Here is a 12,636-nt window from a genome sequence, read left to right on the forward strand (position 1 = left end):
GACACGACATACTTCTTCCGTGATGTCGTTGAAGCGCACTCGTCTCCTGGTCGTCTGGGCAGTTGTGCTCGCGGTCGCCGGACTCCTCGTCGCGGTTCCGGGCCGCAGCGATGCCGCCCCCACCGGCTGGAAGTACACGATGGTCGGGTTCAGCAACGGCAACGACCGTGCCATGGACGTGTACGGATCCAGCGACGGCACGCAGTTCCAGTTGCTGCGGAAGTCGGCGTATCGCCCGCCGACCGGCCGTGTTCGCGACCCGAGCATCTTCCGGAACACCGACGGCTTCTACTACGTCACCTACACCACCGCCAACGGCGCGAACATCGGCTTCGCGCGCAGCCGCGATCGGGTGAACTGGACGCCGATCGGCGACTACCCGGTCCCGTTCTGCTGCGCCCTGCTTCCCGGTACCGGCGACGGCACCGGGTCGATGAACATTCCGGGATCGTCGGGCTCGTCCGCGCTGAAGAGCTTCCCCTCGCTCTCGCCGTTCACGACTAAGGCGTGGGCACCGGAGTGGTTCATCGACGGCGGGCGGGTCAACGTCATCCTGTCGATGTCGACCGGCGGCGGCTTCGTGCCCTACCTGATGACGGCCCTCGAACCGTCGTTGCGCCTGTGGAGCTTCCCGGTGCCGCTCGCGGGCATCGGCGCCGACCACATCGACACTACGATCGTGAAGGTGGGATCGACCTACCACGCGTTCACGAAGAACGAGACGCACAAGTACGTCCAGCACGCGGTCGCGTCGTCGCTCGCGGGCCCGTACCGGTTCGTGACGCCGGGGAACTGGGGAACGTTCGTCGAAGGGCCGGCGGTGATCCAATTGCCGAACGGTGACTGGCGGATCTACCTCGACGCCTACAAGTCCGGAAAGTACCTGTACTCGGACAGCGCCGATGGTATGCGGACGTGGTCGGCGACCAGGGAACTCCCCGGTCTGTCCGGCACTGTCCGGCACTTCGGTGTGATGCGCGAGCGGGGCTGACGTGCCGACCGTCCGGGTGAACGGAGTCGACCTCGGCGTCCAGGAGTTCGGGCGGCGGACCGATGCGCTGATCCTTCTGACAGGCGGGACCACGATGCTGTCGTGGCCGGACTCGCTGTGCGAGCGCCTGGCCGCGGGCGGCCGCCGGGTCGTGCGCTACGACCTCCGGGACTGCGGCGAGTCGACGCTTCGCGACCCCGAGGCTCCGGCCTACGATCTTCGCGACCTCGCAGGCGACGCGGCGGCGCTGGTCGGCGCGCTCGGCGCCGAGTCAGCGCACCTCGGCGGCCTGGGTGTGGGCGGGATGGTCGCACAGGTCGCCGCACTCGACTACCCCGAGGCGTTCTCCGCGCTCACCCTCGTCGGGACGCGGGCGGTCGCGCCCGGCCCGGTCGACGACGATCTGCCCGACCACGACGGGGACGTGATGGCGGCGCTCTTCGCTCGGCCGGAGCCGGACTGGTCCGATCGCGCCGCAGTCGGCGAGCACGCCGCGGGCAGCGCGCGCGTCCTGCACGACGACCCCGATCAGGCGCGCCGCCTCGCCGAACGGATCTGGGACCGAACGCCGTCGGCGGACCCGGCCGTCCACGCGGCGAACCAACACGGAACCGTTTTCGCGCATCTCGATTGCGCGCCGCGCTGGCGTGAACACCTCGGCGAGATCCGGATGCCGACGCTCGTCGTCCACGGCCGGCTCGATCCCTTCTTCCCGGTCGGCAACGGGGAGGCTCTGGCCGCCGAGATTCCCGGTGCCCGCTTGCTGGTCCGCGACGACATGGGGACGGCCCTGCCCGAGTCGGCGAGCGACGGGGTCGCCGACGCGATGCTCGGCCGCTGAGGCGTTAGATCGCTGAGTCTTCGGCGGGTCAGCCCCGGCGCACCAGCCAGTCGATCAGCGGGCGCGTCTGCCGCCAGTCCTTGCGGATTCGATCGACCAGTTCGGGGGTGTGGATCACCTCGTCGAAGCCGTAGTCGCGGCTGACGGTCAGCGACCGGTATCGCAGCAGGTCGATGCGGGGATGGTCGGCGCTCCATCCGCGGGGCGAGGTCTTGACGCGGTCGCCGCCGACCTCCCAGCCCTTCTTGGACAGGGTGGCGATGAGGCGTTCGAGTTCGGCGCCGTGGAGGTCGTCGTCGATCGCGCGGCGGATGTTCGCGAGCCGTTCGGCGTCCGCGTGGTAGAAGCCCGAGCCGACTCGCACGCCCGGCGCCGAGATCTGCACGTAGTAGCCGGTGGCCGGTCCGACGCCGACGAACGCGCCCTGATGAGTCTTATAGGGCGTCTTGTCTTTCGAGAAGCGGACGTCGCGGTACGGCCGGAAGATCTTCGCTGTCCCGAACTCGTCGGCCAGCTCGTCGGTCAGCGCCGTCATCGGCTCGGCGACGCTCTGCTGGTAGACGTCCTTGTGGGCCTCCCAGAACACCTTGCTGTTGTCGACCTCGAGGTCGTCGTAGAAGTCGAGGGCGGCCTCGGGGAAACCGGTGAAGCTCATGCGCCGAAGCCTACCGATCGATCGCGCTCGCTCTCCCGCGGATTGTCGTACCGGCGGCGTAGTCTCCGACCTGCAGACCGATCAAGGGAACTCATCGGAGGAGAACGGGCATGGACGCGGTGAACTTGAGCAAGCAGCATCCCGAGCAGTACAAGCTGTTGGCCGGCCTCGACGCGTCCGTCGCCGCGTCGCTCTCGGCCGCGGATCTGGATCCGCTGCTCGTCGAACTCGTGAAGATCCGGGTCTCCCAGTTGAACGGGTGCGCGTTCTGTCTGCGCATGCACACTCGGGATGCGATCGCGAAGGGCGAGACCACCGATCGGCTCGCGCTCGTCGCGGCGTGGTGGGAGTCCCAGTACTTCAGCGAGCAGGAGCGGGCGGCGCTCGCCCTCGCCGAGGAGGTCACGCAGTTGCCGGTGCCCGAGCGCCGGTCGTGGGAGAACGGGTCGCTGACGGCCGAGCAGGTGTCGGCGATCAGCTGGCTGGCGATCGTGATGAACTCGTGGAACCGTCTGGCGATCCGCAGCCACTATCCGGTCGCGCCCTGAGTTCCGCGGTGAATCGCGGCTTTCGCGAAGTTTCCCGCCCATCGATTGTGACGCCGGTCAAAGATCGTCGTAGATTGTCCCCCGGACTGCAGTGATGTCGTATCCGGCGACGTCGCGCAGTGATGTCGCAAGCAGGGACGCCGGAAGGGGTGACCGAATGACGGTGGCGAGTGAAGAGCGCGCGCCCGACGAGGGATATCAGCGCGGACTGACCGCGAGCACGGTGCAGATGATCGCCATCGGCGGCGCCATCGGCACCGGATTGTTCTACGGTTCCGGCGGAGCCATCGAGAAGGCGGGTCCGGCGCTGCTGCTGGCCTACGCGCTCGCCGGTCTCGCGATCTTCATCGTCATGCGAGCACTCGGCGAACTGCTGATCTACCGGCCCGTCTCAGGCGGCATCAGCGAGTACGCCGACGAGTTCTTGGGTCGGTTCGCCGGCTTCAGCCAGGGCTGGACGTACTGGGCGGTGTGGACCACCACCTGCATGGCCGAGATCACCGTCGCAGGCAAGTACGTCAACTACTGGTGGCCCGCCATCCCGGGCTGGGTCACGGCCCTGACGGTGCTCGTCATCCTGTTCGGCGCGAACCTGATCTCGGTCGGCATGTTCGGCCGCGCCGAGTTCTGGTTCTCGGCGATCAAGGTGACCGCCATCCTCGGCATGATCATCGTCGGCATCGGCGTACTGCTGCCGATCGCCGGCTTCGGGCCGGCCGAGGGCCCGTCGGTGACGAACCTCTGGAACGACGGCGGCTTCTTCGCGACCGGTTTCACCAACGCTCTGCTGAGCCTGCAGATCGTCATGTTCGCGTACGTCGGCGTCGAGCTGGTCGGCGTCACCGCGGGTGAGGCCGAGAACCCGCGGGTCACGCTGCGCAAGGCGATCAACTCGGTGCCGTTCCGCATCGGTGTCTTCTACGTCGGCTCGATCTTCGTGATCCTGTCGGTTCGCGGCTGGCAGAACTTTCACGCGGGGGAGAGCCCGTTCGTCGCGGTGTTCCAGTACATCGGCCTCCCGGGGGCTGCGGGCCTGGTCAACTTCATCCTGCTGACCGCCGCGCTCTCGTCGTGCAACTCCGGTATCTACTCGACCGGCCGGATGCTGCGCTCGCTGGCCCAGCGCGGTGACGCCCCGCGGAACCTCGACCGGTTGTCGAGCCGCAAGGTCCCGGTCGCGGGCATCGTGCTCAGCGCGCTGGTCATGGTCCTGGGCGTCGTCGTCAACGCGGTCGACCCGGATCACGCATTCTCGTACATCACCTCGGTCTCGACCGTCGGCATCATCGTGGTCTGGTCGACCATCCTGATCTGCCAGATGAAGTTCCGCGGCAAGGTGCGGCGCGGCGAGCTGCCGCCGTCGGAGTATCGGGTGCCGGGCGCGCCGTACACGACGTGGGCGGCCCTGGCGTTCCTGGCGCTGGTCTTTGTGCTGCTGTTCTTCACCGACGACGGCCGGATCGCCCTGATGGTCGGCGCGGTCTGGTTCGCCGGAGTGGTGATCGGCTACGTCATCTGGTCGCGTAAGCCGTTGCGGGAGGAAGCGGTCGACACGCCGACCAACGTGCGGGACTGACGAACGACGGCGACGGGACGCACCGCTCGGTGCGTCCCGTCGCCGTCTCGTCGGTCCGGGGGTCAGGCGGCTGAGTGCGGAGCGCCGATTCCCGGGTCGATCCGGGTGGGCCCGTCCTTCCCCGGCGTGACGTCGAAGTCGAAGATCGACGTCGGTATGTAGATGGTCGCGCAGGAGTTCGGGATGTCGACCACACCCGAGAATCGGCCCTCGACCGGCGCGGCGCCGAGCAGCAGGAACGCCTGCTCCGGGCTGTATCCGAACTTGGTCAGGTAATCGATCGCGTGCAGGCAGGCCCGCTGGTACGCCAGATGCGAGTCCAGGTACCGCTGTTCGCCGTCGAGCGTCACGGACGTTCCGGAGAATGCCACGAACTGTTCGTACCGCGGCCCGACGTCGCCGCCCGGCAGGAAGATCGCGTTCTCGCTGACCCCGTACGTCTCCATCCCGCCGTCGATGACGTCGACGTGCAGATCGATGAAGCCGCCCATCTCGATACCGCCGCAGAAGGTGATCTCGCCGTCGCCCTGACTGAAGTGCAGGTCGCCCACGGAGAGATTGGCGCCGTCCACGAACACGGGATAGAACACGCGGGTGCCGCGGGTCAGGTTCTTGATGTCCTGATTGCCGCCGTTCTCCCGCGGCGGGGCGGTCCGCGCGCCCTCGGCCGCCGCTGCCGCGAACGCGTCGCCGGTCAGCGAACCGAGGATCGCGTACTCGGGCTCCGGCGGGAGCGCGAGGGGCGGCACACGGTCCGGGTCGGTGGCGATCAGCGCGGCCTCCCGGGCGTTCCAGGTGCCGAGCAGGTCCTTCGACGGCGCCGTGCCCATCAGTCCCGGGTGGATCATGCCGGTGAAGCTCACGTGCGGCATGTGGCGGGAGGTCGCGGTGTGCCCGTGGAAGTCCCAGACCGCCTTGTACGCGTCGGGGAACTGGTCGGTGAGGAAGCTGCCGCCGTTCTGCTTCGCGAAGATGCCCGTGTAGCCCCAGCCCTGCCCGGCGAGCGGTCCGGTGTCCTCCTGCGGCAGCGGACCCACGTCGACGATGTCGACGATCAGCAGATCACCCGGCTTGGCGCCTTCGACGGCGATCGGTCCAGACAGGGTGTGAACGGTCTTGAGCGGTGCGTTGAGGATGTCGTCGGCGGAGTCGTCGTTGACGATCGCGCCGTCGAACCATTCACGGCAGTGGACGCGGAACGTGTCGCCGGGCCGCACGGTGACGGCCGGCGGGATGGCGTAGTGCCATCGGTTGTGTCCGACCTTCTCCTGATCGGTGAACTTCTTCGACGAGTCCAGCGGGAATACGACCTCGGGCATGGGTGAGTCCTTTCGGGCGTGGGGAGGATCGACCCGGCGGTGAGCCGGACGTCAGGGCCGCGGCAGCTTCGCGTGCAGCGGATTCGCCGGTCGCGGTGCGGTGCGCGAGGCGTTCGGAACGCGGTCGACGACCGCAGGGGCGTCGGCGGTGGCGCGAGTGCGATCGATCAGGCCGATCGCCGCACCGCCGGAGGCGAGCGCGGGAGAGCTGACACCCCGCCGGGCCGACGCTCCGCAGGCACACGTGGCGGCGTCGGGCACATCGGCCATCGAATACGCGGCCTCGAATCGACCGCAATCTGTGCAGATGAACTGGTAGACGGGCATGGAGCTGCGAACCTCTCGTTCGGGACCGAAGCGAAGCGGCTGACTCGTCTCGGACTGTACCTGCGCCGTCCGGTGGGTGTCGGGCGAATCCCGGATGACGAGCGTCTGTCGGAGGGCGGCGTTAGGGTGTGATGCATGGCGAGGTTCAGCCCACTCGAGTGGCCCGTGCTGCGACAGCTGCGCTCGGGCGACGCATTGGGTCGGGGCCCCGCGGTGGAGTCGCCGCGGACGCGCGCAATGACCTCGCGGACCTCGACTGCCGACCGTGTGGTCCAGAGCGTCTGCCCGTTCTGCGCCGTCGGCTGCGGCCAGAAGGTGTATGTCGAGAACGAGCGTGTCACCCAGATCGAGGGCGATCCCGACTCGCCGATCTCCCGTGGCCGACTCTGTCCGAAGGGCGCGTCGAGCGAGCAGCTGGTCAATAATCCGTTGCGGCAGACCACAGTTCGCTATCGGGCCCCGTACGCGTCCGATTGGCAGGACCTGGATCGCGACACCGCCATCGACATGATCGCGGATCGATTCATCGAGGCGCGCCGAGATCACTGGCAGGACGCGGATGCGCACGGACGGTCGCTGCGCCGGACGATGGGTATCGCCTCACTCGGCGGGGCGACGCTGGACAATGAAGAGAACTACCTGATCAAGAAGCTCTTCACCGCCGCGGGCGCGATTCAGATCGAGAACCAGGCGCGCATATGACACTCCGCCACGGTTCCCGGTCTGGGAGCCTCGTTCGGCCGCGGTGGCGCCACCCAGTCCCTGCAGGACATGGCCAATGCGGACTGCATCGTGCTCATGGGCGGCAACATGGCGGAGGCGCACCCCGTCGGTTTCCAGTGGGTCGCTGAAGCCAGAGCCCGTGGCGCGCGGGTGATTCACGTCGACCCGCGGTTCACGCGGACCTCGGCGGTGGTCGATCGGCACATCGCTATCCGGGCCGGGTCGGACATCGTGCTGCTCGGCGGGCTGATCAACTACGCGATCACGCACGACCGCTACTTCCGCGAGTACGTCGTCGCCTATACGAATGCGGCCACGCTGGTCGACGAGGACTTCCGGGACACCGACGACCTCGACGGACTGTTCTCCGGGTTCGACGAGGAATCGGGCACCTACGACCAGAGCACCTGGCAGTACGCGGGCGGCCGCGACGAGACGTTGCAGGATCCGCGGACGGTGTTCCAGATCCTGAAGAAGCACTATGCGCGCTACACACCGCAGATGGTCGCGCAGATGTGCGGTATCGACGAGACCGAGTTCGACTACCTCGCACGAGCGCTCACCGACAACTCCGGACCGGAGCGGACCGGCTGCTTCGCATACGCGACGGGATGGACCCAGCACACCATGGGCGCCCAGGTGATCCGGACCGCGGCCGTCCTCCAACTGCTCCTCGGCAACATCGGTCGCCCGGGTGGCGGCGTGATGGCGCTGCGCGGGCACGCCAGCATTCAAGGGTCCACCGACATCCCGACGCTGTTCAACCTGCTGCCCGGGTACCTGCCGATGCCGTCGGCGGGCAAGCACGACCGCCTCGATCAGTACCTCGACGCGGTTCGTCCCGCGTCGGGCAAGGGCTTCTGGGAGTACGCCGAGGACTACACGGTCAGTCTCCTCAAGGCCTGGTGGGGTGATGCGGCGACCGCAGACAACGACTGGTGCTACGACTATCTGCCGCGCCTCGACGGCCCGGCCGGTACCTATCAGACGGTCGTCGAGATGCTCGAAGGCAACGTCGACGGCTACTTCGTCGTCGGTCAGAACCCGGCGGTCGGCTCGGCGAACAGCCGTCAACAGCGGATGGCGATGGCGCAGCTCAAGTGGCTGGTGGTCCGGGACCTGAACATGATCGAGAGTGCCACCTGGTGGAAGGACGGCCCGGAGATCGCCTCTGGCGAGCTGCGCACCGAGGACATCGGCACCGAGGTCTTCTTCCTGCCCGCCGCGACGCATGTGGAGAAGTCCGGATCGTTCACTCAGACGCAGCGGATGGTGCAATGGCGTCATCAAGCGGTCGCCCCGCCGGGTGACGCACAGAGCGAACTCGACTTCTATTTCGAGCTCGGGGTGCGCATCCGTGAGCGGCTGGCCGGATCGACGGATCCGCGGGATCGTCCCCTGCTGGACCTGACGTGGGACTATCCGGTGAACGCCGCCGGGGACGTCGACCCGGAATCGGTGCTCGCCGAGATCAACGGCCGGTACCTGACGGGCCCGCGGGCGGGGGAGCCGCTCGAGTCGTACACGCAGCTGCGGGCCGACGGTTCCACGATCGCGGGCTGCTGGATCTACACGGGCGTCTACGCCGACGGCGTGAATCAGGCGGCGCGTCGGACGCCGCAGGGCGGTCCGGGGCTGACGCAGTCGGAGTGGGGATGGGTGTGGCCCGCGGACCGGCGGATCCTCTACAACCGTGCCTCGGCGGACCCGCGGGGCCGGCCGTGGAGTGACCGCAAGAAGTACATGTCGTGGGACGCCGACGCCGGTCGCTGGGTGGGGCCGGATGTGCCGGACTTCCCGGTCGATCGAGCGCCGGGCTCGGTCCCGTCGCCGGACGCGACGGGCGCCGACGCGATCGGCGGGGACGACGCGTTCATCATGCAGGCCGACGGCAAGGGATGGCTCTTCGCGCCCACCGGCCTGGTCGACGGTCCGTTGCCCGCGCACTACGAAGCGCAGGAGTCGCCGGTCCGGAACGCGCTGTACATGCAGCAGCAGGCGCCGACCCGGTTGATGATTCCGCGGGAGGACAACCTGGATGCGCCGAGCGCCGGTGAGCCCGGCGTCGACGTCTACCCCTACGTGTTCACCACCTACCGTCTCACCGAGCATCACACCGCGGGCGGGATGAGCCGGTGGTCGCCGTACCTGGCGGAACTCCAGCCGGAGATGTTCTGCGAGGTCTCCCCGGAACTGGCCGCCGAGTGCGGACTGGTCCCGCAGGGGTGGGCGACGATCATCTCGCCGCGCGGTGCGATCGAGGCGCGGGTCCTCGTCACCGACCGGATGCGACCGCTGGAGATCAACGGCCGGGTGGTGCATCAGGTGGGACTGCCGTACCACTGGGGTGCGGGGACCGACGCGGTGGTGACCGGCGACGCCGCCAACGATCTGGTCGGGGTCACGATGGATCCCAACGTGTTCATCCAGGAGTCGAAGGTCGGCTCGTGTGCGGTGATCGCCGGGCGTCGGCCGCGCGGCGCCGCACTCGAGCGGCTCGTGCACGACTACCAGCGGCGTGCCGGATCGACGATGACCACCGACAACATCCGCCTGACCCCGCGAGAGGAGGAGTGATGGGACAGTTCTCCGGACCGAGCGATCCCGGCCCCGACGCTCATTGGCCCGTGCACGAGGAGCGTCGCGGCTTCTTCACGGACACGTCGATCTGCATCGGCTGCAAGGCCTGCGAGGTCGCGTGCAAGGAGTGGAACCATAATCCGCGCGACGGTGATCTGGAGTTCACCGGCATGTCGTACGACAACTCGGTGTCCCTCGGCGCCAGCACCTGGCGGCACGTCGCGTTCGTCGAGCAGGACGCCGAGCGGATCGAAAGGGCGCGGGAGTCGGGCGCCGAGCTCGTCGCCCTCGGCATGCCCGCGGTCCGCACCGAGTCCGGGTCCGAGACGCAGGCTCCCGCACCGGATCTCACGCCGCCCGACACTCCGGAGTTCCGATGGCTGATGTCGTCGGACGTCTGCAAGCACTGCACGCACGCGGGCTGCCTGGACGTGTGCCCGACCGGCGCGATGATGAGGACCGAGTTCGGCACCGTCGTCGTGCAGGCGGACATCTGCAACGGCTGCGGCACCTGCGTGGCGGGCTGTCCGTTCGGCGTGGTGGAGCGGCGCAGCGACGGCACCGTCGCGCCGACCGCTCGGGACGGTGAGCGCAAGGGCGAGCAGCCGGAGGTGCCGAACAAGGGAATCGCCCAGAAATGCACCCTCTGCTACGACCGCCTGCGCGACGGTGAGACGCCCGCGTGCGCGAAGACCTGCCCTACCACGTCGATCTCGTTCGGCGAGCGCACGGAGATGGTTGAGAAGGCACGCGCGCGCGTCGCCGAACTGCACGAGGCGGGGATGACCGAGGCGCGGCTCTACGGAGCCGACGAGAACGACGGCGTCGGCGGCACCGGATCGGTGTTCCTGCTGTTGGACGAGCCGGAGGTCTACGGACTGCCGCCCGATCCCCGGGTGTGCACCGCCGACCTCCCGGACATGTACACCCGGGCAGGCATCGCGGTCGCGGGCATGATCGGTGCGGCGGTCGTCTCCTTCCTCGGCGGGCGGAGGGGCCGACGGTGACCAGTTCCGAGTTCGACCAGTTCCGTCCGCCGCGACCACCGCGGAAGAAGGGGCGACGAGGGGCCGGCGGTCGACGCGGCGACGAGTTGATGGTGCCCGATGCACAGGTGGAGCACCTCGGTGCCGACGGGTACTACGGGCATCCCGTCGTCAAGGCACCGCCGTGGGAGACACCCGTCGGCGCCTATCTGGTTCTCGGCGGTGTGGCGGGCGGTTCCGGCCTGCTGGCCGCCGGAGCGCAGCTGACCGGCCGAAAGGCATTGCGGCGTAACGCGAGACTCGCCGGGCTCACGGCTGCCGGTGCGGGCGCGCTGGCACTGGTCGCCGATCTCGGACGACCGGAACGGTTCCTGCACATGATGCGGACCTTCAAGGTCACCTCGCCGATGAGCGTCGGATCCTGGATTCTGATGGGTTTCAGCGGCGCCGTCGGAGTCGCGGCGGCGAGCGAGGTGGACCGGATGCTCGGTGGCCGCCTACCGCTCGGCGGACTCCGGCCGCTGCTTCGGGCGGTCGAGCCTGCGGCGGGGCTCGGGGCGGGTGCGCTGGGTGCGCCGCTCGCCGCGTACACCGCGGTCTTGCTGGGCGACACGGCCATGCCGACTTGGAACGCAATGCATCGCGACCTGCCGTTCGTGTTCGTCAGTTCGGCGAGTCTCGCCGCCGGCGGGCTGGCGCTGATCACGACGCCGGCCGCGGAGGCGGGACCGGCTCGGAATCTCGCGGTGCTCGGCGTGCTGGGCGACGTGGTGGCGACCCGTGTGATGGAGCACCGGATGGATCCGGTGGCCGCCGAACCGCTCCGCGAGGGTCGACCCGGTGCGCTGATGCGGTGGTCGGAGCGGCTGGCGATCGTCGGTGGCGCGGGGGCGTTGGTGTCCGGCGGCCGGGGCGGGCGGTTCGCGCGCGTGGCGGCTGCGCTGTCCGGCGCCGCGCTGGTGGGAGCATCGGCGTGCACCCGGTTCGGGGTGTTCCACGCCGGTATCGATTCGGCGGCCGACCCGCGTTACACGATCGAACCGCAGAAGCGACGGCTCGCCGAGCGTCGCGCGCGGGGCGTCACAGACGACTCCATCACCGGACTGTGATGCCCGGATCGTCGCTCGCCACGAGGTGCCCGATCACCGGGTGACCGGGGATCTCGCCGGCCACGAGCAGTCCGCCGGAGGTCTGGGCGTCGGCGAGCAGCAGCAGGGTGTCCTCGCCGATGCCGGACGCGGTCGCCACGTGCGGGGCCACCCAGTCGAGGTTCCGTCGCGTGCCGCCGGAGACGTACCCGTCGCGCAGGGCTTCGCGGGCGCCGTCGAGCACCGGCACCGTCGCGCTGTCGAGAACCGCACTCACACTGGAGGCCCGGCACATCTTGTAGAGATGGCCGAGCAGACCGAAACCGGTGACATCGGTGGCCGCGCGTACGCCGGCGGCGAGCGCGGCGTCGGCCGCGTCCCGGTTGAGGGCGGTCATCGAGGCGATCGCGTTGTCGAAGACCTCGCCGGTGCGCTTGTGCCGGTTGTTCAGGAGTCCGACGCCGATCGGCTTGGTCAGGGTGAGCGGCAGACCGGCCGCGGCCGCGTCGTTGCGGAGTAGACGGTCGGGGTCGGCGACACCGGTCACGGCCATGCCGTACTTGGGTTCGGGATCGTCGATCGTGTGACCGCCGATCACCGGACAGCCCGCTCGCGCGCCGACGTCCATGCCGCCGCGCAGCACCTCGGTGAGCAGCTCCATCGGCAGCACGCCCCGCGGCCAGCCGACCAGGTTGATCGCGACCACCGGGCGACCGCCCATCGCATAGATGTCGGACAGGGCGTTCGCCGCGGCGATCGCACCCCAGTCGTAGGCGGAGTCGACCACCGGGGTGAAGAAGTCGGCGGTCGAGAGCACCGCGAGCCCGTCGGCGATCCGTACCGCGGCGGCGTCGTCGCCGTCGTCGAGACCCACGACGACCTCGGGTGATCGTTGCTCGACGAGCCCGCGGACCGCGTCCTCGAGCTCGCCCGCGGGGATCTTGCAGGCACATCCGCCGCCGTGGGCGTAATCGGTCAGTCGCTTCGCCTCGGTCACAAGGG

At 68.9% G+C, this 12,636-nt stretch carries 11 protein-coding genes; 7 read left to right on the forward strand and 4 right to left on the reverse strand.

What is annotated here, in order from left to right:
• Positions 1–22: 22 nt before the first annotated feature.
• Both SCNU_RS00555 and SCNU_RS00560 read left to right on the forward strand, forming a co-directional pair.
• A complete protein-coding gene (locus SCNU_RS00555; RefSeq protein WP_009677387.1) occupies positions 23–991 on the forward strand; it encodes a glycoside hydrolase family protein in 969 nt (322 codons plus the stop codon).
• 1 nt (position 992) lies between these two features.
• Positions 993–1,832, forward strand: a complete 840-nt coding sequence (locus SCNU_RS00560; RefSeq protein ID WP_040517281.1) for an alpha/beta fold hydrolase — start codon at positions 993–995, stop codon at positions 1,830–1,832.
• A 28-nt stretch (positions 1,833–1,860) separates the two neighbouring features.
• On the opposite strand, the gene SCNU_RS00565 is transcribed toward SCNU_RS00560, so the two are convergent.
• Positions 1,861–2,487 carry a DUF2461 domain-containing protein gene (locus SCNU_RS00565; protein ID WP_009677389.1) on the reverse strand — a complete coding sequence of 209 codons (627 nt, stop codon included), beginning with the start codon at positions 2,485–2,487 and terminating at the stop codon, positions 1,861–1,863.
• A 110-nt stretch (positions 2,488–2,597) separates the two neighbouring features.
• On the opposite strand from SCNU_RS00565, the gene SCNU_RS00570 reads away from it, so the two are divergent.
• Positions 2,598–3,035 carry a carboxymuconolactone decarboxylase family protein gene (locus SCNU_RS00570; protein WP_009677390.1) on the forward strand — a complete coding sequence of 146 codons (438 nt, stop codon included), beginning with the start codon at positions 2,598–2,600 and terminating at the stop codon, positions 3,033–3,035.
• 157 nt (positions 3,036–3,192) lie between these two features.
• The gene (locus SCNU_RS00575; protein ID WP_009677391.1) at positions 3,193–4,611 is read left to right on the forward strand and encodes an amino acid permease; all 1,419 of its coding nucleotides are present in this window, start codon (positions 3,193–3,195) and stop codon (positions 4,609–4,611) included.
• Between the two features lie 62 nt (positions 4,612–4,673).
• On the opposite strand, the gene fmdA is transcribed toward SCNU_RS00575, so the two are convergent.
• Together fmdA and SCNU_RS00585 are read right to left on the reverse strand one after the other, a co-directional pair.
• Positions 4,674–5,930, reverse strand: coding sequence for a formamidase (fmdA, locus tag SCNU_RS00580; protein WP_009677392.1), 1,257 nt, complete (start codon positions 5,928–5,930; stop codon positions 4,674–4,676).
• Between the two features lie 51 nt (positions 5,931–5,981).
• On the reverse strand, positions 5,982–6,257 hold the full coding sequence (locus SCNU_RS00585) for an FmdB family zinc ribbon protein (protein WP_009677393.1): 276 nt from the start codon (positions 6,255–6,257) through the stop codon (positions 5,982–5,984).
• 135 nt (positions 6,258–6,392) lie between these two features.
• Here SCNU_RS00585 and fdnG point away from each other — a divergent pair, with 135 nt between their 5' ends.
• The 3 genes from fdnG to nrfD are packed head-to-tail and all read left to right on the forward strand — an operon-like array spanning position 6,393 to position 11,655.
• On the forward strand, positions 6,393–9,557 hold the full coding sequence (gene fdnG / locus SCNU_RS00595; protein WP_238526269.1) for a formate dehydrogenase-N subunit alpha: 3,165 nt from the start codon (positions 6,393–6,395) through the stop codon (positions 9,555–9,557).
• Complete coding sequence (locus SCNU_RS00600) at positions 9,557–10,567, forward strand: 4Fe-4S dicluster domain-containing protein (protein WP_009677396.1); 1,011 nt, start codon at positions 9,557–9,559, stop codon at positions 10,565–10,567. The genes fdnG and SCNU_RS00600 overlap by 1 nt, the downstream gene beginning before the upstream one ends.
• A complete protein-coding gene (gene nrfD / locus SCNU_RS00605; RefSeq protein WP_009677397.1) occupies positions 10,564–11,655 on the forward strand; it encodes an NrfD/PsrC family molybdoenzyme membrane anchor subunit in 1,092 nt (363 codons plus the stop codon). The genes SCNU_RS00600 and nrfD overlap by 4 nt, the downstream gene beginning before the upstream one ends.
• Here the strand turns inward: nrfD and selD are convergent.
• A complete protein-coding gene (selD, locus tag SCNU_RS00610) occupies positions 11,642–12,631 on the reverse strand; it encodes a selenide, water dikinase SelD (protein WP_009677398.1) in 990 nt (329 codons plus the stop codon). The genes nrfD and selD overlap by 14 nt on opposite strands.
• Between the last annotated feature and the right edge of the window lie 5 nt (positions 12,632–12,636).

Source organism: Gordonia neofelifaecis NRRL B-59395 (assembly GCF_000192435.1).
In the GTDB taxonomy this organism is placed as follows: Bacteria; Actinomycetota; Actinomycetes; order Mycobacteriales; family Mycobacteriaceae; genus Gordonia; species Gordonia neofelifaecis.